The organism is Brevibacillus massiliensis (assembly GCF_000311785.1).
GTDB classification, from domain to species: Bacteria; Bacillota; Bacilli; order Brevibacillales; family Brevibacillaceae; genus Brevibacillus_C; species Brevibacillus_C massiliensis.
Genome location: NZ_HE978544.1, coordinates 1 through 23,045, shown reverse-complemented (window position 1 = coordinate 23,045; position 23,045 = coordinate 1). Strand labels below are relative to the sequence as shown.

Here is a 23,045-nt window from a genome sequence, read left to right as displayed (position 1 = left end):
AACTGTGATACAATAGACTGGTAGCGATTGGACGGCTATGTTTTATTTGATGCTGGTTTAGGAGGTATCTGATTGAGCGATGTAAAGATTTACGCCTTGGGCGGTCTTGCTGAAATCGGTAAAAACATGTATTGCGTCGAATACGAGGACGAGATTATCGTCATCGACTGTGGTGTAAAATTTCCCGAAGACGAGATGTTCGGTGTCGACCTTGTGATTCCCGACATTACGCATTTGATAGAAAATCGACATAAGATCAGAGGGATGTTTTTAACCCATGGGCATGAAGACCACATCGGAGCGATTCCCTATGTGTTGAAGCAGGTCAAGATGCCGATTTACGGCGGCCGGCTTACTTTGGGCCTGGTAAAGTCAAAGCTCGAAGAACACCATATGCAAAACGAAGTGGAGCTGATCGACATCGATGGCGATCGGGTCATTTCCTTTGACCAGCTGCAGGTATCGTTTTTCCGGACCAATCACAGCATTCCCGACTGTTTTGGCATCGCGATCGAGACTCCGGAAGGAACCGTTGTCCACACCGGTGACTTCAAGGTGGACATGACGCCTGTCGGGCCGTCCACCGATTTTGCCAAAATCGCCAAACTCGGCGACGGAAACGTGCTCGTGATGCTGTCCGACAGCACCAACGCCGAGCGGCCCGGCCATACCATGTCTGAACGTACGGTGGGCGAAGGGATCATGGATGTTATCGCAAAGGCAAAAGGACGGATTATCCTCGCTACCTTTGCCTCCAACGTCCATCGGCTGCAGCAAGTGGTGGAGGCCGCGAAGGCGGAAAACCGCAAAATTGCCGTTATCGGACGAAGTATGGAAAAGGTCTTCCTGATCGGCCAGGAACTGGGATACATACAGATGCCCGAGGGCATGCTGATCGATATCAAGACGATCGACAACTACGCCGACAATCAGATCCTGATCATTTGTACGGGCAGCCAGGGCGAGCCGATGGCGGCATTGACACGCATCGCTTCCGGCTCTCACCGTTCCGTCCAAATCTATCCGGAGGATACGGTGATCATCTCCGCCTCACCCATTCCAGGGAATACGATCAACGTAAGCCGCACGATCGACAAATTGTTCCGGGCCGGCGCCAACGTGGTGTACGGTTCTGTATTTGACATCCACACTTCCGGCCACGGCAGCAGCGAGGAGCTGAAGCTGATGCTCAACCTGGTCCGGCCGTGCTACTTCATGCCGATCCACGGGGAGTACCGGATGCTGAAGACACACGCCAAACTGGCGACACAGGTAGGGATCGCAGAGGAAAACATATTTGTGATGGACAACGGCGAGGTGTTGAGCTGTTCCAGAGAAAGGGCTGAAGTGACCGGAAAAGTGCATGCCGGCGTCGTGCTGATTGACGGCAGCGGCGTAGGCGACGTGGGGAATATCGTCCTGAGGGACCGCAAGCATCTGGCCGAGGACGGTTTGATGGTCGTCGTGGTCAGCATTGACATGAAGAACTTCAAGATTCTGACCGGACCGGATATCGTCAGCCGCGGCTTTGTCTACGTCCGCGGATCGGAAGCGCTGATTCAGGAAGCAACCGTCCTGGTCAAGCAAAAGCTGGCTGAGACGCTGAACAAGAAGATCAAGGAGTGGTCCGAATTAAAAGCGCAGATCAATCAAGTGTTAAAGCCGTTTGTGTTCGAAAAAACGGGACGGAATCCGATGATCTTGACGATCCTGATGGAAGTCTAGTGTGCTCGGACGACTTCCCTTCCCGGTTTGAAAGGGTATAATAGAAGTAAGAAAGTTGTCATGTAAAGGAGAGAGTTCGTTATGATGTCATATGAAGCATATATGAAACAAGTCATTCAGCCGATGCGCGACGAGTTGACCAACGTGGGATTTACCGAGCTGCGTACCCCGGAAGAGGTTGAACAGGCACTGTCCGGCGCGAAGGGAACGGCACTTGTCGTCGTCAACTCCGTGTGCGGCTGCGCCGCCGGTTTGGCCCGCCCGGCTGTAGCTCATTCGCTTCGCCATTCGGTGAAGCCGGATCATCTCTACACGGTATTTGCCGGACAGGACAAGGAAGCGACAGCGAAAGCACGCGAGTATTTCGAAGGCTACCCGCCGTCCTCTCCGTCGTTTGCCCTGATGAAAGACGGAAAATTGGTCACCATGATCGAACGCCATCAGATTGAAAACAACGATTTGGCGACGATCTCCAAGCTGCTCACCGATGCGTACGACCAATACTGCCAGTAATGTAGTAAACGGAATATCGATCAGATCGGTTAAAGGCGAAGCGGAAAACATCCGCTTTGCTTTTTTTATAAACAGGGAATTTCAGGGTAGAGTGAATAAAAGAGCAAGGTGAAAAGTAGAAAAAAAATGGAGTGAGCGCAGGCCTTGGCAACGCCTGCCCAGTCGGAACGGAAAAAAACGGCACACGCTTGTCGACCAATTTCTTCCCTGAAATACTTCCGCCCGGAGGGTGGCATTTGGTCGACGTGCCGTTTTTTGTAGTGGAGACGGCCATCCCCGCTTCCCTGTTGGCGTGCCACGAACGGAGCGAGCCCATTTTTTTCGAATTCCATGGCCAATGTTCGCCAACGAGAAAAAGGACGTGTTTTTTTATCCTTCAACAAAACCCTATTTTCTCCGAAAAGAGTAATGTAAAAGTTTTTTAAGAAGGAGCTGGAAAAGTGAGAGTTACAGGGCTGGCGAGGATCATTTCCCTACTGCTTGTCATCGTGCTTGGAACAACCGGTCTGGGAAATATGAACGCTTTTGCAGAAGAAATCAGTCGGTTAGTGCTCAATAAGAACGAGCTTTCCATGGAAGTGGGGAGCACCCAGTTGCTGACGGCTACTGCGGTGTACGTAAGCGGAAAAACGGAAGACGTAACCATCAAGACGGACTGGAAGTCGGAGACACCTGACGTGGCCACTGTCTATTCCGGTTCGGTATCGGCCAAGGCGGAGGGAACGGCCGTCCTCACCGCATCCTATATGGGGCAGGCGGTGGTCGTCAACGTAAAGGTCACCAAAAAGGTGAAAGCGTTGACCAAGGACAAGCAAACCGTCGATCTGCGTCTGGGCAACTCCGAACAGGTTGAACTGACAGCCATCTACCAGGACGGGACAGATGAGAAGGTCACCCAAAAAGCGGATTGGAGCAGTGACAACAGTGCGGTTGCCACGGTGACCAACGGCCTGATTACCGGGCACAGCTCCGGGGAGGCCAATGTGACCGCCCGATTCGGCAACCAGACGGTGACGATTCCGGTCAGCGTGGAGATCGTCAAGCGGCTCGATCCGGAAATATCGCAAGTTTCGCTATTATTGAAAGGGAAGCCGCAAAAGATTAAATTATACGCTACCTATCCCGACGGAACCGTAGAGGATGTAGCGGATAAGGCAGAGTGGACCACGGACAAGGAAACGGTAGCCGACGCCCTGAAGGGAACCATTACCGGATACGGTCCCGGGCAGGCGACGATTACCGCAAAGTACGGAACAAAAACAGCGACAATCAAGGTAGACGTAGATCATGCGATCAGGCTGGAGCTGGATCCTAAAGAGCTGTTCATGAAGAAGAATACGACCCAGGAAGTCAGATTGTCAGCTACCTACCCTGATGAGACGATTGAGAACATCACCGCCAGGGCGGACTGGTCCACGAGTGATGAAAAGATCGTCAGCGTCTACCAGGGGAAGCTTAGCGCCAATTCGGTTGGCGAAGCCGTCATAACAGCAAAATACGGGGAAAAAACCGTCTCATTGACTGTAGATGTGGAAGTGCCGCGGAGATTGGAACTGAATAAGGACCTCGTCTCCATGCAGACAGGCAAGACCGAAGAGTTGACACTGGAAGCGTCATACGCGAACAACACCAAGGAAGATGTGACGAATCAGGCGGAATGGTCATCGGATAATGAAGCGGTCGTGTACGTTTCAAAAGGAAAAATCACTGCCTACAAAGCGGGCGAAGCCACCATTACGGCCAAGTACGGCGGCAAGACAGTCACCGCAAAAGTGTCGGTTGACATTCCGAACAAAATCGTGCCAAACAACAGCAGCGTTGGCCTGCAGATAGGCGATACGGAGCAAATCACGTTGAAGGCGGTATTCCCGGACGGCAGAGAGGAAGATGTTACCGACAAGGCGGAATGGTCGACTGCCTCCGGGTCTGTAGCGGAAGTGCGCAACGGATTGATTACGGGCGTTGGCACAGGGGCGACGACGATCACGGCCAAGTACGGGACGAGGACGGCCTCGATCAAGGTATCGGTAGGGGTTCTGCTCAGTTTGACCGCAGATAAGAATCAGTTGGTGATGAAGAAGGGCGATTCGCAAACGATTGTCTTGACGGCCAAGTACGCCGACGGGAAGTCGAAGGATGTAGCGGAGGACGCCACCTGGACCAGCTCCAATCTGCAGGCGGCGACTGTCGAAGCCGGCAAGATTACGGCTGTCGGTTCGGGCGAAACCACGATTGCAGCCACCTTTGACAACAAGACGGTGAAGATTGCCGTTCAAGTCGATATGGCTGTGACGCTGAAAGCCGATCCGGTGTTCATGGTGATCAGCCTTGGCGAGACGAAGCAAATCTCGCTTTTGGCCACAGACCTTGGCGGAGCGAGCCGCAATGTAACCAGTGATGCTGAATGGTCGACGAGCAATGTGAAAATTGCCCAAGTGACCAACGGGCTGGTAACGCCGATCGCCAACGGAAAAGTGACGATCACGGCCAAGTACGGCGGCAAAACGGTTTCGATCCCGGTGGAAGTAGGCGTCATCCAAAAGTTGGAAGCGGATAAGGTGTTCATCAACACCAAGACCGGCCAAAAAGTACAGATCAAGTTGACGGCCACGCTGTCCGATGGAACGAAAAAGGATGTCACCCAGTACGCTGACTGGAAGACTGCCGCGTATAAGATCGCCGAAGTGAAAGGCGGCCTTGTAACGGCCAACGGCTATGGAAAAACCAAGGTAACGGCCAGATACGAAGGAAAATCGGTTTCGATCCCGGTAGAAGTCGACATCCTGAAATATCTGAAGACGGACGTGGTAAAAGTCGATCTGTCTCAGGGTTCAACCAAGCAGGTGAAGGCCGTGGCGACATATGTTGACGGTTCCGAAGCAGATGTGACCAAACCGGCGCTGTGGACATCCTCCAACATCATGATCGTCGATGTGAAAGACGGCGTGATCAAGGCGACCGGCAAAGGGACAGCGAGCATCACGGTTTCTTATGCCGGCAAGAAAACCATCGTGAAGGTAACGGTTCGTTAAAGGTTTTTCTCCCCTTTCTGTTACAATACCAAATAGATTGCACCTAAACAGAAAGGGATGAACCAGCTTGCAAACGAGATCATTTGGACGGGCCCCGCACCAGGTGTCGCTGCTTGGCTTTGGCGCCCAGCGAATCGTCGATGAGCATGACTGTACAGAGGAGCAGGCGGTGGCGATGATACGGCATGCGGTAGAGCGCGGTGTCAACTACTTCGATACGGCCCCCAGCTACAGCGACGGGCAGTCCGAGACCCGTGTCGGGCTGGGCCTGCAAGGGCTGCGCGACAGGGTGTGGATCGCCACCAAGACCGCGGAACGCACCCGTGACGCTGCCCTGCGGGATCTGGAGGGCAGCCTGCAGCGGCTTCAGACCGATTATGTGGATGAATGGCGTCTGCACAATATCATGCGACCGCATGAGTTGGAGAGCGTGTTTGCCAAGGGAGGAGCGCTCGAGGCCTTGTTGGAAGCCCGCGAGCAGGGCCTGGTGCGCAAGCTGAGCATCAGCGGTCACACCGATCCGCGGCTGTTGGCCGAGGCCATCCGCCGCTTTCCGTTTGACAGTGCGCTGGTGGCGCTATCGGCTCTCGACCATTTTATCTACAGCTTTGCCCATGAGTTTGTGCCGCAGGCGGTGGAGCAGGGCGTCGCGGTCATCGGCATGAAAGTAATGGTGATGTGCAAGCTGGCTCCCTGGCACGAGCAGGCATTGCGCTACACGTGGAGCCTGCCGGTCGCGACTGCGATCCTGGGGGTCAGCCGCATGGACGAACTGGAAGCGGATATAGCAGCGGCCGAGCGCTTTGTGCCCATGAACGACATCGAGCGGGTCGACTTTTTCGGGCAGATCATGCCCCATGTCCGGGCCGATGTGCTTCGCTGGAAGGCGAGCGAATGGATGTCGGGCGAGTGGTATCAACTGCCGGAGTTATCGTTTGACCCGGGAAAATAGCTTTATTGACCCATAAGGGAGGGATTCATCCTCCGCTACAGCGTGCAGACAAACGAAGGTACAAGGTCTGCACGCTTTTTTGTCCATTAAACATACATGGAAGCAAGTCATTCAATCCAACTTTTCTCTCAGCAACTGAATCAACTCCGCTGGATCTTCTGCCAGTATGACCTCCCGATTCACAATAGCGACCAGACGCTGCTCACAGAGCATGCACAATTTCATGCAGTAAGCGGGATAAATATCGATCTGTAGGTGAAGTTCCGCGGCCGCCTTCCTGATCTCGTGTTCACACTTCCTGAGGTTATTGCGAAAACAGTAAAACAACTGATTGCTCAGATTCATCCCTCCAGGTTGTTTCAAGTTCCGCCCTTTTTTATCGTGTAGGAAAGAATCGTTTGGCTGCCACTCTTGCTTGCGGCAACTCCCCCTCCATCTGATCGGCATGGCAAAAGCCATCGCGGTATTTAACCTGCGATGGCTTTGTGGGTTCAAGCGACAGTGCGTGCAGCAGTGTGCGCAACATCCAGGTGATTGACGATGTAGTTTCCGCCTTTGAGGATGACTTTTAACTTGCTGTGATCTTGCAAGATTGTGATATTTTCTAGCGGATTGCCGTCCACAACGACAACGTCAGCCAGTTTCCCTATTTCAATTGTCCCGGTTTCATCCTCCATTTGCATGATCTGCGATCCGTATTTCGTCGCTGCTACAATAGCGTCCATTGGAGTCATCCCGACCAGTTTGACGAAATGCTCCAAATCACGCGCGTACCCACCGTGCGGGCACCATTTAAAACCGTAATCGCCGCCTGGCAATACCCGGACTCCCGCTTTGTACAAGCGATTCATGTTGTAAAGCGCGTATTCCAACCCTTCCTTATAGCCGGTAGCGTCGATCGCTTCTTGTCCGAAGTACTCGGCACCGTGTTCAATCGTTGATACCAGCCAATTTAATCCTGGTACGATAAACAAGCGCTCCTTGTTCTCGACGACCATTTCAAACACTTCATCATTGATAAAATCAGCGTGGCTGATAATATCGACGCCTGCTTCCACGCAAATTTTCACAGAGTCAGACGATCTGGCATGCGTATAAATTCGCTTACCGCGGGCGTGCGCCTCTTCTACAGCGGCTCTCACTTCTTTGAGCGTATAGAGCGTCATTTCCCCACGCGCATGAGCGGAAAGGCTTTCGCCGCTGACGTTTAATTTGACAAGATCGGCCCCTTCCTTAAACAAGCTTCTCACCGTTCGGCGGACAGCATCTTCGCCATCGGCAAAAATAGCGAGCCCGTGAACGCGCACGTGGTTAGGTTGTAAATCGACAAACCCGCCGGTTGCCGACACTTCCGCGCCGTTCGCTAACATGCGCGGGCCGATAATTTCGCCGCGATTAATCGCATCGCGGATGGCGATGTCGACACGCCCTCGGGCAGCCGCGCTGACACAAGAAGTGAAACCGCTTTTAATCATTGTCTCCGCATTTTTTATCGCACTTACCATCGTTTCCTCAATCGGTTTAAAGTCGATATCTTGAATGTAGAGCGCATCATGCCATGTTAAGTGGGTATGGGCTTCAGTCATACCTGGCATGATTGTTTTTCCGTTCAATTCGATGATGTCGATGTCTTCCGGTTGGTACTTGTCTGGGATTGACAAGTTCGAGCCAATCGCCGTGATTTTGTCATCTTCGATTAATACGTCTGCACCCGTTTGTCCATCCCGACCCGTTCCGTCAATCAGCAAGCCGTTGCGAAGTAACTTTGCTTTCATTCATGTAACCCCTTTCATAAATGAATATTGAAAAAGCGCCTGCCCGACCTCCACTGGCTGATGATCTATCGAACAAGCGCGTAAAGCAAACAAGAACGTAGCATTACTGATTTAGCAAACTGTTTTTCAAAGGTGAAAACGAATGGCTGTGGTTGACCTAAATCGTGTGCAAAAAAGCTAAGAGAGCGCGGTTTACTTCACTTGGCTTCTCAACGGTTGCCCAATGCCCGCAGTCGGCTATCACTTCCAATTTTGCATGGGGGAATTTTGCATGGAGCTGCTTCGCCATTGGAAGCGGGGTTACTTTATCCTCGTCACCGACGATCAGCAAGACAGGCACTTGCACCTGCTCGTATACAATGGCCTTACCATTGGCCAGCGCCTTGCAGGATGCAGCATAGCCCTCTGGGTGATTGCGCTGCAACAACTCCCGGACCAATCCCGCCAATGCGTTGTTCTCGTGTTTCGAGCAGGCCGAAAGCCCTCCTTCAATCACCAGGTCCGCTACTGCGTCCATCCCCTTCTCACTTACCAGATGAGAGCGTTCATATAATCCGGATTTGCCCGCCTCCGGTATCTCCGTCAAACCACCAACCAGCGTGAGACTGTTCACCCGATCCGGATAAACGGCGGCAAAATGCTGAATAATCAAGGTTCCCATCGAATGGCCCACCAAGTGAACTCGTTCGACTTCTTCACTGTCTAGCAGGTTTTTCAAGTCCTCGACCCACAAGTCAATGGAGTATTCCGGTCCGGCCAAATCGGTCCGACCGGAACCTCGCAGGTCGTATGCAATGGTTTTGAAGTAGCGTGAGCATACGTTGACCTGGCTGTTCCAGATGTTAAGGCTTCCTCCTAATCCGTGAACAAACACTACGGTGTCGCCGTTTCCCTTGACCTCGCAATTTACCTGCAAGTCTTTAATCGCTTTAAACATTTGCTCCTCCTTTAAATCTAAGATATAATTAGTTCATTGTTTTTGGCTAAACCAAAAGCTTACATATGGTCTAGCCAATTCTGACAACTCCATATTATTATGAACGGAATATTTAGTCAATAGAAAATATTCAGATTTTTAACTCCGAAAATAGCGGTATTTGGCGTTTTTTTCCTGAAACTATCCCGTTTCTTTTCATTTTCATTTTAAATTTTCTGTAGAATGAAACATTTTTGCTGTTGACTAATGTTCAAGAGCGGTTCTATACTAAAATTGGCAAGGCCAATAAAAGGAGCTAAAACATGTTTTCATCCATCGGTCAATCAAAAGCATTCTTGGAAATTGCACAAGAGATCAAAAAGAATATTGAAAGCGGAAAGTATCAAGTTGGTACACGTTTGCCGGCGGAACGCGCTTTGGCTGAAACCTTTCAAACGAGTCGAGCAACGGTGAGAGAAGCTCTGAGGGCGCTGGAAATCATCGGCGTAATCGAAAGCAGAGTGGGTCAAGGAACATTTGTAAAGACATCCAGCTTTTCCGGCGCGGAAGGCTTGTTTTCGGAGATTGCCAACCAAACAAGCCCAACGGAGGTATTTGAGGCCAGGTTTTCGATCGAGCCCTACCTCACCGAGCTGGCTGCTCTCCGCGCCACCCAGGACGATCTCAACGTTTTAAAGAACTGCTTGGAGCAAACGGAGGCGGCACTTGGAAATATCAGCGAATTTGAAAAATTGGACGCCCAATTTCATCAAGGTATCGCCCTTGCCGCCAAAAACTCGCTTCTGTTAAATATGATTACTCTCATCAACAACGTGCGAATGGAGAAATTATGGGGAACGTTAAAAGAGCGCAGTTTGACTGCAGACAGGATGAAAAAATACCATCAAGACCATATCGAGATTTATCAGGCTATTAGGGAGCGTGATGCCAGCAAAGCGAAACAGCGCATTTTAAGTCACATAAAGACTGTCAAAAGCAACATGCTCGGAGAATAGGAGGAAGAATTCATGCATTTAGCTACGTTTTCGTTTCAAGGCCAACAAACATACGGTTTCTTGTCTGACAGTAAAACCGAAATGATCGACGTGAGAGAAGCGGAAAGAAGGCTTTTTTCCGACCTGTTGTTACCCTCGACTTTGGCAGAGGTAATCGGAAATGCACAGTTCGTCGGCCGCATGCAGGAAATCCGGCGAAACATAACAGAAGCCAGCAAGGCACAGTTCTCCATTCCTCTTCCTGAGATCGTGCTGGAAGCACCCATTCCCGAACCGAAACGGAACATCATCTGCTTAGGGCTTAACTATCGTGCACATGCACTGGAGTTCGGAAAGACGGAGGATGAATGGAGAGCGATCCCGCAACATCCGATTATTTTTACGAAGGCGACAACAACTGTGATTGGACCCGAGCAGCCGATTAATCCGCATCCGCATGTGACAACAGAGCTGGATTATGAGGCAGAACTTGCTGTTGTGATTGGAAAAGAGGGGACCCGGATCTCCAAAGAGGAAGCTTATGATTACATTTTTGGGTATACCATCATCAATGATGTGACGGCTCGTGATTTACAGCGCGACCACGATCAGTGGTTTTTGGGGAAAAGCCTTGATACGTTTTGTCCAATGGGGCCGTATCTGGTAACGTCAGATGAAGTATCAAAACCGGATATGCTTGATGTTCAATGTAAGGTTAATGGCGAAATCCGCCAAAAATCGAATACGGAACTGCTTATTTTTGATATTCCTACCATCATTAACACCATCTCCAAGGGAATCACGCTGAAACCGGGCGATATCATTGCCACCGGTACGCCCAAAGGGGTCGGGATGGGCTTTGAACCGCCGCGATATCTCAAGTCGGGTGATTTGATTGAGATAGAAATTGAAAAACTGGGTGTATTAAAAAATACGGTTGCCTGACCGGGTTAGATATTCGCTGGCTGTTTGCTGTATAAGTTTGAATATTCGGTACATTCAAACTGATACCTATGCTCCGATAGGAGGTGATAAGGATGGAACATGGGAAAATCTACAACCTTCAGCCAGAAGAACCGCAAACCGGATCCTTGCCGCTATTTAACGCCAAAAAATGGGCAATCGGATTTCTGATTTTCGGAATTTTACTAGCCATATTGTTTGGCGCAACGATGCCGGAATTTTTTAAAGCGGCCTATGAAAAATAAGTTGACCCCACTTCCGCCAAAGTGGGATCACAAAAAATGGGGTGATGCGGTTTGAAGCCGGCATTGAAATATGCCTTAGTCTCTATATTACATGAAGCAGGAGAAAAAGGCATCTGGGAATACGAGATGTACGAACTGCTGCGAGAGAAATACGAGAAATCGAGCATCTGCAGTATGCGGGAAGAATTGGTAGGGTTTAGCAATATCGGCTGGTTGTCGGTTTTGGCGATCCGTGAAATGGACGGGCATCTCTTGCGCAAGTACCGCCTGCAAAAGCGGCATCACGACTTCATCCGATATCAACTGCAAGTGGAAGAAATTTTGCGCGAGCTGGGCATCACCAAGCAGCAGATTTTACACTATCATGAAAGCGCTGCCACTTCGGCCGTATAAGGGGGGTAAACATGAGTGAATTGTCGGAACTTTCAAATAAGTCGACGATTGCTGATTCGCGCAAAACCCGTATGGGAATGCTGTACGCTATTTTGGCTGGCCCCGCTTTAGGCTTGGCCCTCGGATTGCTCGGGACCATTGTCGGAAAGGCGCCCTTTAATCTCGAGTACCCGACAGGCGGTTTTGCGATCGTCGTCCTGTTGCAAGTGCCGTTTGGACTGCTCGCAGTTACCGTGTTTGCGCTGATTTCCGGTGCGCACCGTGATATTTGGCGGGTGTTTCGCAGTCGAATATCCTGGTGGAATACCTTTGTGGCAACAGGCGGCTTCCTTGGTGATTTGTGTTACGCTTGTTCCGTCGTGCTGGTCGGAGGCGCGATCGCCGGCCCGATTGGCGGCTTGTTCGGCGTTGTGGGAGCACTGATCGTCGCCTGGCTTTACAAGGAAAAAATAAATCGGTGGTCGACATGGGTCGGATTATTTTCAATGGGCGTTGGCATTTGGATTATTTTGTCCGGCGGTGAGCTGGTCTCCCCTACCCATGGCATCTACGCTTTCGTAGGAGTCCTCATTATCATTCTTGCCACACTTGTCTGGGGCTTTGAAAACTTCGCAATTGCCGCCGGGTCGGATCTCATGCCCGCCGAATCGTTTCTCTGGTGGCGGGTAGGCGCTTCTTATGTGATCGGATTTATCCTCATGTGGCTGTTATTCCCAGCTTCTCATGAAATGGCACGCCAGGTTTACAGTGATCCAAAGCTCATTGCCTACGGAGCGGTAGTGGGTATCGGCTGGGCAATATGGGTGATTATGGGCTACTACATCGGTATTGCTTACGCCGGTGGTGTGAGGGGCGGTGTCATGGCTGGTACATTTGGGTTTTTCTTTATCGCCTTCTTCTCCATGACTGTTTATGGAGTCCCGTTCAGTTCGATTATCATCATTGGATCTATTGTCATGTTTATCGGTGCTGCTCTGATTATCACCGAGCCAAAAGAATTGTTGGCGATTCGCCGCGGATAGGAGGGAAAAGATGAAACGCGATGAAATTTCTCTTATCAAGGAATATATTAAGACCACTAACACGTTTAAAATGAGACGGTTGATCGGTCTAGCAGTTATCAGCATGATGCTCATGGCTTCACTCGGCATTATCTACGCCAATGGCTGGTCAGACCTTTCAGGGGATTCATCAAGTGGTTGGCTGCTCGTTGGGCTGTTTGTATCTGCATCAGCTATTGCGGCAGTGATCATCGATTTGGTTTGGCGTAAGTAGTGTTCAATTGGAATAGGAGGAGGGAGTCTCATGACCGATGCTTCACTGCTGTTAACATTGTTTCACAAGATGGGAAAAGATTCTTCAGAAGAGGAAAGAACAGCCATTCATAATGGATGTTGTCCCAACTGCTTGCCAGATCGTGTACCTTATCGAATTCTCGAAACCTTTTACAGTGAGGAGTTTGCTATGGATGTTCATCGCGTCAAATGTTTCGATATCGCCCGTTGTGAATGGGAAACGTTGATTCCGACCCGGCGCAGTGACAATGGCTTGGAAAACTTCTTTGCATCTTAACAATCAAAACCCCTGTCGATAAAGTACCTGTCGGTTTTTTTAACCAAACGCCCACTGTTGTTTTTACAACAAGGGAGTTTGTATTCAATCCAGAGCGGAGGAAATTCATCCTCCGCTTATTTGCATACAGGAAATAGGAGGAAAGCGCCGAATATAAAAAGGTGTAAAAATTTTGAAATCAGACGCGAGGTTTGCCAGCATGACATTTCCTTACATGATCTCATTCGGATCGTTTAGCGTGCACCCCCACCTGTTGTTTGAGACGCTCTCCTATTTCATCGGGTTTCGGCTGTACCTGTGGCTGCGCAGACAAGACAAGGATTCCCTGCCGCTGGACAAAGGGATATGGGTGGTGGCCGGGGCCATCCTCGGGGCGGCGCTCGGTTCGAAAATCCTGGCTTGGCTGGCTGACCCGGTCCAGTTGTTTGACAATCTGGGCAGCATCGCCTATCTGATGAGCGGCAAGACGATTGTCGGCGGGCTCTTGGGCGGGCTGATCGGGGTGGAATTGGTCAAAAAATGGGTCGGCCACAGCCGCTCTACCGGGGACAGTTTTGTCTATCCGCTGATTACAGGCATGGCGATCGGGAGGATTGGCTGCTTTTTAACCGGTTTGGCAGACAATACGCACGGGATTGCCACCAGTCTTCCCTGGGGAGTCGACTTTGGAGACGGGATACCGCGCCATCCCGCACAGTTGTACGAGATTGCATTCCTCATCGGGCTGGCGGCGGTTATTTACATGCGCAAACGCTTCGCTTACGAACAGGGCGACCTGTTTAAGCTGTTCATGGTTGGCTACCTTGCGTTCCGCTTCCTCGTTGACTTCATCAAGCCGTATCCCGGCTTCTACCTGGGCTTGACCCAGATTCAGCTCGCCTGCCTGGCCGGAATCTTCTACTACCGGAAGTCATTGCTGCGGCTGTTTACGTTTTCCCAAAGGAGAGAATTGAATGCCTAATCGTCCGTATATTTTCTATGAACTGACGAACAGCATTTGTTCCGTCTGTTACCAAAAAGTGGAGGCCAAGGTTATTTTCCAAGATGACAAGGTGTATCTGACGAAGCGCTGCCCCGTGCACGGCCCCGAGAAGGTTCTGCTGTCGAATGACATTGCGTACTATAAAATAACGCGCGAATTTCTCAAGCCGGCGGAAATGCCGCTCCGCTTCAACACGCCGATCAAATACGGCTGCCCGTTCGATTGCGGCCTTTGTCCTGATCACGAGCAGCACAGTTGTTTGACGCTGGTGGAAGTGACGGATGCCTGCAACCTGCAGTGCCCGATCTGCTATGCCGAATCGTCGCCAAAGCGGCAGACGTTCCGTACACTGGAACAGATCGAAGCGATGCTGGATGCCGTTGTGCGAAACGAGGGAGAACCGGACATCGTCCAAATCAGCGGAGGCGAGCCGACGATCCACCCGCAGTTTTTTGACATTTTGGACGCCGCCAAGCGCAGACCGATCAAGCATATCATGGTCAACACCAACGGGATCCGCATCGCCGGGGACCGGGAGTTTGCCCGCCGATTGAGCGAATACTCGCCCGGTTTTGAAATCTACCTGCAGTTTGACAGCTTTGAGGACGGGGCTTTGAAAGAGCTCCGGGGCGCAAATCTGGCGGACATCCGGCGAAAAGCGATCGAGCATTTGAACGAATTCAACATCTCGACCACGCTTGTCGTCACCCTGAAAAAAGGGCTGAACGACGGGGAGATCGGCAAAATCATCCAATACGGACTGCAGCAGCGCGCGGTTCGCGGCGTGACGTTTCAGCCGATCCAGGCGGCGGGCAGGCTGGAAGAGTACGATCCCGCCACAGACCGCCTGACCTTGTCCGAAGTAAGGCAGATGATCATTGAACAGTCAGAGGTTTTTTCCGCAGATGACATCATCCCCGTACCCTGCCATCCCGATTGCCTGGCGATGGGGTACGCGCTGAAAATGGGCGAACAGGTGATTCCTCTGACGGGTTTGATCGACCCGCAAGTGCTGCTGGAAGGCGGACGCAACACGATCGTCTACGAACAGGATGAAACGCTGCGTGAAAAAGTCTTTTCGCTGTTTTCCACCAACCACTCACCGGAGTCTTCGGCGCTCTCGCTGGGGCAATTGCTCTGCTGTCTGCCGCTCGTTCAGGTGCCCCCGACGATCAGCTACGACAATGTCTTCCGCGTGATCATCATGCAGTTTCTCGACGCTTACAATTTTGATATCCGGTCGGTGAAGAAATCGTGTGTGCACATCGTTCATCCCGACGGACGGATCATCCCGTTTGACACGTACAACCTCTTTTACCGCGACGACAAGGAACGGCGTTTAAAAGAACTGCAGCAGCAGTACGCACCTGTGAGGTGAGCAAGCGATGGACGAAAACGAGCGCGAGAGCGGCTGGGAAATCTGGCTGGGCATCTTCATCCTGACGGCCTTGCATTTGTTCAACTTTCTCTTTCCATTAATGTTCTTCTTCATCGGGGTATCACAGTTGATCTACCTGATTCCGGCCCTCATCATCGCCCTGTACAAGAATAAGAAGAAAATGGCTGCCGGAATGCTGATCGGAGCCGGCGTCACTTTTTTGATCAACGCTACCTGTTACGGCCTCGTCATGGGAGGAATGATGTGGCACTAGCCTCACCCGATATACGGGTGGGGTTGTTCTTTTTTTCATAGGCGACGGCCTGTCTGCATAAACATGAAAAAGAGAATGAACGATGGAGGAGATGGACGTGTCAACGAAATCGACCAGACCTTGGTATCAGATCCCGCTCGAAGAAGTTTCCCACCTGCTCGGTACGGATGCGAAACGCGGCTTGACGCAAAAAGAGGCGATGAAGCGGCTCGATCATACGGGCAAGAATCAATTGGCGGAGGGAAAGAAGGTTCCGCTGTATGCCGTCTTCTTCAATCAATTTAAAGATTTCATGGTAGCCATTTTGTTGATTGCCACCATTATCTCTTTCTTTCTGGGAGAGTATCTGGATGCTATTACGATCATTGCTATCATTTTTATCAACGGCATCCTCGGTTTTATCCAGGAAGCCAGGGCAGAGCGTTCCCTGCAGGCACTGAAGGAATTGGCCTCCCCGATGGCCCGGGTCATTCGCGACGGCAAGTTGGACATGATTCCCGCGTCCCAGCTCGTGCCTGGCGACCTTGTCCTGTTAGAGGCGGGGGATCGCGTCCCGGCCGATTTGCGGGTGATTGAGTCCAATCGGTTGGAAGTAGAGGAATCGGCCCTCACCGGGGAGTCGGTTCCGGTGGCCAAGACGGAAAAAACGATTACGGCGGACGGCAAGCAGATTCCCCTCGGGGATCAAAAAAACCTGGGGTTCATGGGCACGATGGTGACTGGCGGTACAGGGCGCGGGATTGTCACCACGACAGGAATGGCAACAGAAATCGGGAAAATCGCCCACTTGATCAACGAAGCGGATGAAGTGCAAACGCCGCTGCAGATGCGCTTGGAGCAGCTGGGGAAAATTCTTGTCATCGTCGCTCTCGTGATCACCATCGTCGTCATCGTGGCAGGGGTCATGCATGGCCAGGAGCTCATGACCATGTTCCTCGCCGGGGTCAGTCTCGCCGTTGCCGCCATTCCGGAAGGGCTGCCGGCGATTGTGACCATTGCTTTGGCACTCGGAGTGCAGCGGATGATCAGGCGAAATGCGATCGTCCGCAAGCTTCCCTCTGTTGAGACGCTCGGCTGTGCCTCCGTCATCTGCTCCGACAAGACGGGCACGTTGACGCAAAACAAGATGACGGTGACACATCTGTGGCACAGCGATACGGTGTTTGAAGTGACGGGAAGCGGTTATCAACCGGTGGGACAAGTAAAGGCCCATGGAAAAGAAGTACATGTCGGCCGCGACGTTGTTCTCTGCCGGCTGCTGCAAATCTCCGAGCGCTGCAACAATGCTCAGTTGGTCTGCGAGCAAGAGAGCGGACAAACGCGCATGGTTTCGACCAAGTCTGCCAGTAATTGGAGGGTCCTGGGCGATCCGACCGAAGGGGCGCTGCTGGTATTGGCGGCAAAGGGGAAAAATCAGTTTACGGGAAAGCAGAATCCGTTTTCCGGTTTGGAGCGAGTCGATGAGCTGCCGTTTGACTCGGAGCGAAAAATGATGTCCGTGATTGACCGCAGTGCGGAAGGCCAGCTTTACCTGTTGACCAAGGGGGCTGTGGAAGCTCTCATCCATCGCTGCACCCACATTTTGTGGAAGGGGGAAGTGATTCCCCTGACTGCCCGCTTGCGAAACACGGTTTTGGACAAGACGGAAGACATGGCCAGACAGGCCCTGCGGGTTTTGGGATTCGCCTATAAACCGCTGCAGGAATACCAGAAGGGGCAATCGCACTTGACGCTTGAAAACGGTTTGATTTTCGTCGGAATGACCGGAATGATCGATCCTCCGCGTGAAGAGGTGGCACCGGCGATTGCCCTCTGCCGTCAAGCGGGAATTAAAACCGTCATGATCACGGGCGACCACAAGATAACGGCAGAAGCGATTGCCCGGCGCATCGGACTCTTGCGCGGATTGACCGGCGTGCTGGAGGGACGCGAGTTGAATGAGATGAGCGATGAAGAGCTGGCGGCCTGTGTGGAGAATATCTCCGTCTACGCCCGCGTTTCTCCCGAGCATAAATTGCGAATCATCCGGGCTTTGCAAAGCCGCGGGCACGTTGTAGCGATGACCGGGGATGGGGTCAATGACGCTCCGGCGATCAAGAGTGCCGATATCGGCATTGCCATGGGGATTACCGGCACGGATGTGACCAAGGAAGCTGCCGATCTCGTCCTTCGGGATGACAACTTTACCACGATTGTCGCCGCTGTGGAGGAAGGCCGCAACATCTACGACAACATTCGCAAATTTATCCGTTATTTGTTGGCATCCAACGTCGGTGAGATCCTCGTCATGTTCTTTGCGATGATGATGGGGATGCCTCTGCCGCTCGTGCCGATTCAGATTCTCTGGGTCAACCTCGTCACAGACGGATTGCCGGCCATGGCGCTGGGGATCGATCCGGCGGAAAGGGATACGATGTATCACCAGCCCCGCAGCAAGCATGAAAATATCTTTGGCCGGCGATTGGGCTGGAAGATTATCAGCCGCGGCTTTTTGATCGGGGTCATGACATTGGTTGCCTTTTGGCTGACGCTGAATGAGGATTCAAGCAACCTCACCCACGCCCAGACAGTGGCGTTTACGACCCTGGTTATGGCCCAACTGATCCATGTGTTTGACTGCCGCAGCGAACATTCCGTCTTCCACCGCAATCCGTTCGAAAACAGGTACCTCGTTTGGGCTGTACTCTCTTCATTAGCGCTTGTCCTGTGCGTCATTTACATTGATCTGCTCCAGCCGATCTTTAAGACGATGCCGCTTTCTTTCCGCGATTGGGCGCTGGTGCTGGTGGCGGCAGGGGTGCCGACCTTTGTAGCCGGAATCGGGGGGGCGCTGCGGTCCAATTACGTGGATGCGTCAACGGCAAAACGGCAAGGCGTGGCCCGTTGATCGGAAAAGAGAGAAAAACATGGGGACGCTGCGCTGAAATCGGCATAGGTTAGCACAAAGGAGGGGATGCGATGGAATTTTTCGCATTCACGCTTGCGCTAGCTTGCTCGATCATCGCGTACTATCTGGAGCAAAAATGGTGGGTGACCCTGCTTCGCACGACAGACAAACTCGTATTCCAGGCTTGGAGGGCTTATCTGGACGAGGCGGGGATTGAATACAAGACGAGGATTTACACGACGCTGAATGGCGACGCATTGCAAACCGTATATCTGTTGAAAGTGCCGGCGCAGGATAAGCTGAAGAGCTCCTTGTTCAAGTAAAGAAACAGGATGAAAGTCTTTCGGATACCTCAAAGGTATCTTTTTTTTCCTAAAAATTATGGGTGTGTCATTTCAAGCTCATATAGTATACTAGGTGGATAAAGTGACAAATTGCGACATATGATGCGGTCATGATCGAGCGCCAAGACGTTTTTCACAAAAAAGACAGGTGGTACTTTTGAGACGAAAACTTAAACGCATATTTGCTGTGCTGCTTCTGGTGATCATTGCCGTGGGAGGCTATTACGGATACAGTTTCTACACGTTTGCAAAAGATATTCAACGGCCCAACATTGTGAAAGACCCGGATACGGGCAAGAAACCGAATAAAGAGCAAATTCCCCTTTGGGGCGGGAAAGAACGCGTCAACATCCTGATGATGGGGGTTGACTCGAGGGATCGCGATGAGGTGCCGCGCTCTGACAGCATGCTGCTGGTCAGCATCGATCCGGTCGGCAAGACGTACGATATCTTTTCCATCTTGCGGGATACGTATGTCAACATTCCCGGCTACGGAGAATCGCGGATCAATGCGGCGCTGGGACATGGCGGGCCGTCGCTGGCGATGGAAACGGTAAGTCAATTTACGGGAATTCCCGTCAGTTACTACGTGATTACCGACTTTGAAGGGTTTAAGAGTTTGATCGACGCCGTCGGCGGTGTCGATATCGACGTTGAGAAGAACATGTACTACCGGGACCCGGGAGACAAAGGGAAGTACGACATTAATCTGAAAAAGGGACTGCAGCATCTGGACGGGGACAAGGCGCTCCAATATGTGCGCTTCCGCCATGACGCGACGTCCGACTACACCCGGACGGAAAGGCAGCGCAAACTGCTGACTGCCTTGGCCGATCAATTGCAGAGCGGCATGTCTGTTATCCAGCTGCCGAAGATTTTGGAAAAGGTCAGTCCGTATGTCCAGACCAACCTGACGTCCATGGATATGATCAAATTGGCCGGCCTGTGCCTTACCTTGCACAAGACGGAATCGGCAGGGTATCAGCTGCCCCAGCCGAACGCTTTTCAGGAAGTGAACCGCGGCGGTTCGGTGCTGCTGCCGTCGATCCCGGATGTGCAGGCGTTCGTTCAGGAGAAATTGCAGCATCAGCCGGCTGATCCCTCGTAGAGTACGGAGGAGAATAGATTTCCATTGACTTTTTCGGGGCATTTCGAATATAATCCATTTTGTATTCAAACGTGAACCCTTAACATGATAGCGGAATTCTTCTTATCAAGAGAGGCGGAGGGACAGGCCCTATGAAGCCCGGCAGCCGGCCCATTCATCTGATGGGTGTCGTGGTGCCAATTCCTACAAGATGACGAATCTTGAGAGATGAGAAGGGCGGATGTGCATACAACCCCTTTTTCATTTTGGAAAAAGGGGTTTTTTGCGGGATTGGAGGTGATGTGGTTGATTCGTTTGGAGAATCTTCACAAGGATTATAAAGTAGACGGAAAAATGGTACCGGCACTGCGCGGAATTGATCTTTCCATAGAAAAAGGCGAGATATACGGGGTCATCGGCCACTCCGGCGCCGGAAAAAGCACACTGATTCGCTGCATCAATCTGTTGGAGAAACCCACTTCCGGACGCGTCTTGATAGATGGAGTCGAGCTTACTGCGCTCGACGACGGCAAACTGCAGCAGCAGCGGCGGCAGATCGGGATGATCTTCCAACATTTTAATTTGCTGTCATCGGCTACCGTCGCAGATAACATCGCTTTCCCGTTGAAGCTGGCGAAAACTCCGAAAGCCGTCATCGACCAGAAGGTGACAGACCTGTTGGCCCTGGTCGGATTGCAGGAGCATCGGAACAAATACCCGGCCCAATTGTCCGGCGGGCAGAAACAGCGGGTAGGGATCGCCAGGGCACTGGCGAACGATCCCAAGGTGCTGCTCTGTGACGAAGCCACTTCGGCGCTCGATCCGCAGACGACGAATTCGATTCTCGCGCTTTTGCTGGATATCAACCGGAAGCTGGGGATCACCATCGTGCTGATTACGCACGAAATGCATGTCATCCGATCGATATGCGATCGGGTAGGGGTGATCGACGGCGGGAAGATCGTCGAGTCCGGCAAAGTCGTCGATGTCTTCCTGAAACCGCAGCACCGCGTTACCAGGGAGTTTGTCGAGCAGGTTGCCGACTCTGTCGAGCTGAAAGAAGCGGTTTCCCACGAAAAGTCGGCGAATGACCGCACGATCATTCGCATCACCTTCCTGGGCGAACAGACCTATCAGCCGATTTTATTTCAGACGATGCAGGAGACGGGCACGTCCTTCAACATCCTGCAGGGAACGATATCCCGCATGAAGGAGACGCCGTACGGTCAGCTTGTCGTTGAACTGGAAGGCGATGCCGACCGGAGCAGACAGACGATTGAGTCGCTGCGAGGGCGCGGGCTTGAAGTGGAGGTGATCTAAAAAATGGAGCAGCTTTGGCAGTTATTAGCAGACATTGACTGGGAAGATATCGGCCAGGCGACGCTTGACACCTTGGCCATGCTGGGCTTCTCCACGCTGTTCACTGTCGTGATCGGCTTGCCGCTCGGTATCCTGCTGTTTCTCAGCTCGAAGGGGCAGCTGCTGCAAAACCGGTTTATTTATGCCATTTTATCCTTTATTGTCAACGTACTTCGTTCTGTTCCGTTTATCATTTTGATGATCCTCCTGATTCCCGTGACCAAGCTCATCGTCGGGACTTCACTGGGGGTAAAAGGCACCATCCCGCCGCTGGTCATCGGAGCCGCGCCCTTTTTTGCCCGGCTCGTAGAGACTTCGCTGCGCGAAGTGGACCGTGGGGTCATCGAAGCGGCGCAATCCATGGGCGCTTCCAACTGGCAAATTATCTGGAGGGTCCTGCTGCCGGAGTCGCGTCCCGGCCTGATCGCCGGCATCACGATCACAACCGTGACGCTCGTCTCTTATACGGCGATGTCAGGCGTTATTGGCGGCGGCGGACTGGGCGATTTGGCCGTTCGCTTCGGTTACCAAAGATTTCAAACTGTCGTAATGGTTGTCACTGTCGCGATATTGTTGGTGTTGGTTCAAATCCTGCAGATGCTGGGGGATCGTCTGGTGATCCGTTTCAGCCGAAAGTAGGAGTCACAATATATAATTCCTTAAGGGGGAAAAGAAATCATGAAAAAGTGGATCGTATCAGCGCTTGCTTTAACGTTGGCATTCTCGCTGACCGCTTGCGGCAGCAAAAATGAATCTGCTCCGGCTTCGAATGCCTCGGCCGGAGGCGATGCCGGAGGGGAAAAACAGCAACAGGAGGTAACCCTGAAAGTAGGTGCTTCCCCGACCCCGCATGCAAAAATTCTCGAATTCGTACAGCCAAAACTGAAGGAACAAGGCGTCAACCTGGAGATCAAAGAGTTTACAGATTACGTTCAGCCGAATATCCAGTTGGACGAAAAACAGTTGGACGCGAACTTCTTCCAACACCTTCCATACCTGGAAGACTTCAATAAAAATAAAAATATGGACCTTCAACCGGTAGTAGCCGTACACATCGAGCCGTTTGGCGCCTACTCCAAGAAATACAAGTCCTTGGACGAATTGCCGGAGGGAGCGACCATCGCTCTTCCGAACGATGCGACCAACAACGGACGTGCACTCGCTCTGTTGGAAAAAAGTGGTTTACTCAAATTAAAAGAAGGCGTCGGCATTGCCGGAACGGCCAAGGACGTCGTGGAAAACAAGAAAAACGTGAAGTTTAAAGAAGTAGAAGCAGCCATGCTGCCGCGCGTTCTGGACGAAGTGGATCTGGCCCTGATCAATACCAACTACGCCCTGGAAGCCAATTTAAGTCCGACCAAAGACGCACTGGCACTGGAAGACAAGGATTCTCCTTATGCCAACTACCTGGTGGCCCGTCCTGACAACAAAGATTCCGATGCCATCAAGAAGCTGGCAGCAGCTTTGACTACACCGGAAGTAAAGAAATACATCGAAGAGCAATTTAAAGGCGAGATTGTGCCGGCGTTCTAATCACGGCTGGCTGACCGCTACGAAACCTGTTTGCGACTGTCGCAGACGGGTTTTTTCATTTATCTAATTCTCGCAGAAGACCCCCGCCTCTATAAGTGGTATGATGAATGCGTTTTTTTT

The 23,045-nt window shown here is 51.8% G+C and carries 23 protein-coding genes and 1 riboswitch; of the genes, 20 read left to right on the top strand and 3 right to left on the bottom strand.

Annotated elements, in window-relative coordinates; translation table 11 throughout:
* The first annotated feature begins 72 nt into the window (after positions 1-72).
* The 4 genes from rnjA to HGBM_RS18145 all read left to right on the top strand — a co-directional run bounded on the left by rnjA (position 73) and on the right by HGBM_RS18145 (position 6,222).
* Entirely contained in the window at positions 73-1,725 is a 1,653-nt protein-coding gene (gene rnjA, locus HGBM_RS18165; protein WP_019122509.1) for a ribonuclease J1, read from the top strand.
* An 81-nt stretch (positions 1,726-1,806) separates the two neighbouring features.
* Positions 1,807-2,238 carry a BrxA/BrxB family bacilliredoxin gene (locus HGBM_RS18160; RefSeq protein WP_019122508.1) on the top strand — a complete coding sequence of 144 codons (432 nt, stop codon included), beginning with the start codon at positions 1,807-1,809 and terminating at the stop codon, positions 2,236-2,238.
* Positions 2,239-2,678: 440 nt separating this feature from the next.
* On the top strand, positions 2,679-5,270 hold the full coding sequence (locus HGBM_RS18150) for an Ig-like domain-containing protein (RefSeq protein ID WP_020424269.1): 2,592 nt from the start codon (positions 2,679-2,681) through the stop codon (positions 5,268-5,270).
* A gap of 67 nt (positions 5,271-5,337) precedes the next feature.
* Entirely contained in the window at positions 5,338-6,222 is an 885-nt protein-coding gene (locus HGBM_RS18145; protein ID WP_019122506.1) for an aldo/keto reductase, read from the top strand.
* Positions 6,223-6,333: 111 nt separating this feature from the next.
* Here the strand turns inward: HGBM_RS18145 and HGBM_RS18140 are convergent, their stop codons facing one another.
* From HGBM_RS18140 to HGBM_RS18130, 3 genes are all read right to left on the bottom strand, one after another.
* On the bottom strand, positions 6,334-6,585 hold the full coding sequence (locus HGBM_RS18140) for a DUF1450 domain-containing protein (protein ID WP_161605065.1): 252 nt from the start codon (positions 6,583-6,585) through the stop codon (positions 6,334-6,336).
* Between the two features lie 128 nt (positions 6,586-6,713).
* Positions 6,714-7,997: a metal-dependent hydrolase family protein gene (locus HGBM_RS27875; RefSeq protein ID WP_019122504.1), complete on the bottom strand. Its 1,284-nt coding sequence runs from the start codon at positions 7,995-7,997 to the stop codon at positions 6,714-6,716.
* A 157-nt stretch (positions 7,998-8,154) separates the two neighbouring features.
* Positions 8,155-8,934, bottom strand: a complete 780-nt coding sequence (locus HGBM_RS18130) for an alpha/beta fold hydrolase (protein WP_019122503.1) — start codon at positions 8,932-8,934, stop codon at positions 8,155-8,157.
* 302 nt (positions 8,935-9,236) lie between these two features.
* Here HGBM_RS18130 and HGBM_RS27870 point away from each other — a divergent pair, with 302 nt between their 5' ends.
* The 16 genes from HGBM_RS27870 (at position 9,237) to HGBM_RS18050 (ending at position 22,925) form a co-directional block, all read left to right on the top strand.
* Positions 9,237-9,929, top strand: a complete 693-nt coding sequence (locus HGBM_RS27870; RefSeq protein ID WP_019122502.1) for a FadR/GntR family transcriptional regulator — start codon at positions 9,237-9,239, stop codon at positions 9,927-9,929.
* Positions 9,930-9,941: 12 nt separating this feature from the next.
* Positions 9,942-10,853 carry a fumarylacetoacetate hydrolase family protein gene (locus tag HGBM_RS18120; protein WP_019122501.1) on the top strand — a complete coding sequence of 304 codons (912 nt, stop codon included), beginning with the start codon at positions 9,942-9,944 and terminating at the stop codon, positions 10,851-10,853.
* A gap of 92 nt (positions 10,854-10,945) precedes the next feature.
* Positions 10,946-11,116: a hypothetical protein gene (locus HGBM_RS30440; RefSeq protein WP_019122500.1), complete on the top strand. Its 171-nt coding sequence runs from the start codon at positions 10,946-10,948 to the stop codon at positions 11,114-11,116.
* A 51-nt stretch (positions 11,117-11,167) separates the two neighbouring features.
* Positions 11,168-11,509: a hypothetical protein gene (locus HGBM_RS18110; RefSeq protein ID WP_019122499.1), complete on the top strand. Its 342-nt coding sequence runs from the start codon at positions 11,168-11,170 to the stop codon at positions 11,507-11,509.
* An 11-nt stretch (positions 11,510-11,520) separates the two neighbouring features.
* A complete protein-coding gene (locus HGBM_RS18105; RefSeq protein ID WP_019122498.1) occupies positions 11,521-12,531 on the top strand; it encodes a hypothetical protein in 1,011 nt (336 codons plus the stop codon).
* A gap of 10 nt (positions 12,532-12,541) precedes the next feature.
* The gene (locus HGBM_RS18100) at positions 12,542-12,784 is read left to right on the top strand and encodes a hypothetical protein (RefSeq protein ID WP_019122497.1); all 243 of its coding nucleotides are present in this window, start codon (positions 12,542-12,544) and stop codon (positions 12,782-12,784) included.
* Between the two features lie 30 nt (positions 12,785-12,814).
* On the top strand, positions 12,815-13,081 hold the full coding sequence (locus HGBM_RS18095) for a hypothetical protein (RefSeq protein WP_019122496.1): 267 nt from the start codon (positions 12,815-12,817) through the stop codon (positions 13,079-13,081).
* A gap of 199 nt (positions 13,082-13,280) precedes the next feature.
* Positions 13,281-14,042, top strand: a complete 762-nt coding sequence (locus HGBM_RS18090; protein WP_026074511.1) for a prolipoprotein diacylglyceryl transferase — start codon at positions 13,281-13,283, stop codon at positions 14,040-14,042.
* On the top strand, positions 14,035-15,441 hold the full coding sequence (locus tag HGBM_RS18085; RefSeq protein WP_019122494.1) for a radical SAM protein: 1,407 nt from the start codon (positions 14,035-14,037) through the stop codon (positions 15,439-15,441). Before HGBM_RS18090 ends, HGBM_RS18085 begins: the two co-directional genes overlap by 8 nt.
* Before the next feature lie 7 nt (positions 15,442-15,448).
* Positions 15,449-15,715, top strand: a complete 267-nt coding sequence (locus tag HGBM_RS18080; RefSeq protein ID WP_019122493.1) for a hypothetical protein — start codon at positions 15,449-15,451, stop codon at positions 15,713-15,715.
* Positions 15,716-15,797: 82 nt separating this feature from the next.
* Entirely contained in the window at positions 15,798-18,602 is a 2,805-nt protein-coding gene (locus HGBM_RS18075; RefSeq protein ID WP_019122492.1) for a calcium-translocating P-type ATPase, SERCA-type, read from the top strand.
* Between the two features lie 71 nt (positions 18,603-18,673).
* Entirely contained in the window at positions 18,674-18,925 is a 252-nt protein-coding gene (locus tag HGBM_RS18070; protein ID WP_019122491.1) for a hypothetical protein, read from the top strand.
* Positions 18,926-19,103: 178 nt separating this feature from the next.
* A complete protein-coding gene (locus HGBM_RS27865; RefSeq protein WP_019122490.1) occupies positions 19,104-20,054 on the top strand; it encodes an LCP family protein in 951 nt (316 codons plus the stop codon).
* 99 nt (positions 20,055-20,153) lie between these two features.
* Positions 20,154-20,268, top strand: a riboswitch (SAM riboswitch).
* 71 nt (positions 20,269-20,339) lie between these two features.
* Entirely contained in the window at positions 20,340-21,353 is a 1,014-nt protein-coding gene (locus HGBM_RS18060) for a methionine ABC transporter ATP-binding protein (protein ID WP_026074509.1), read from the top strand.
* A gap of 3 nt (positions 21,354-21,356) precedes the next feature.
* A complete protein-coding gene (locus HGBM_RS18055; RefSeq protein WP_019122488.1) occupies positions 21,357-22,031 on the top strand; it encodes a methionine ABC transporter permease in 675 nt (224 codons plus the stop codon).
* Between the two features lie 39 nt (positions 22,032-22,070).
* On the top strand, positions 22,071-22,925 hold the full coding sequence (locus HGBM_RS18050) for a MetQ/NlpA family ABC transporter substrate-binding protein (protein ID WP_019122487.1): 855 nt from the start codon (positions 22,071-22,073) through the stop codon (positions 22,923-22,925).
* The last annotated feature ends 120 nt before the right edge of the window (positions 22,926-23,045 follow it).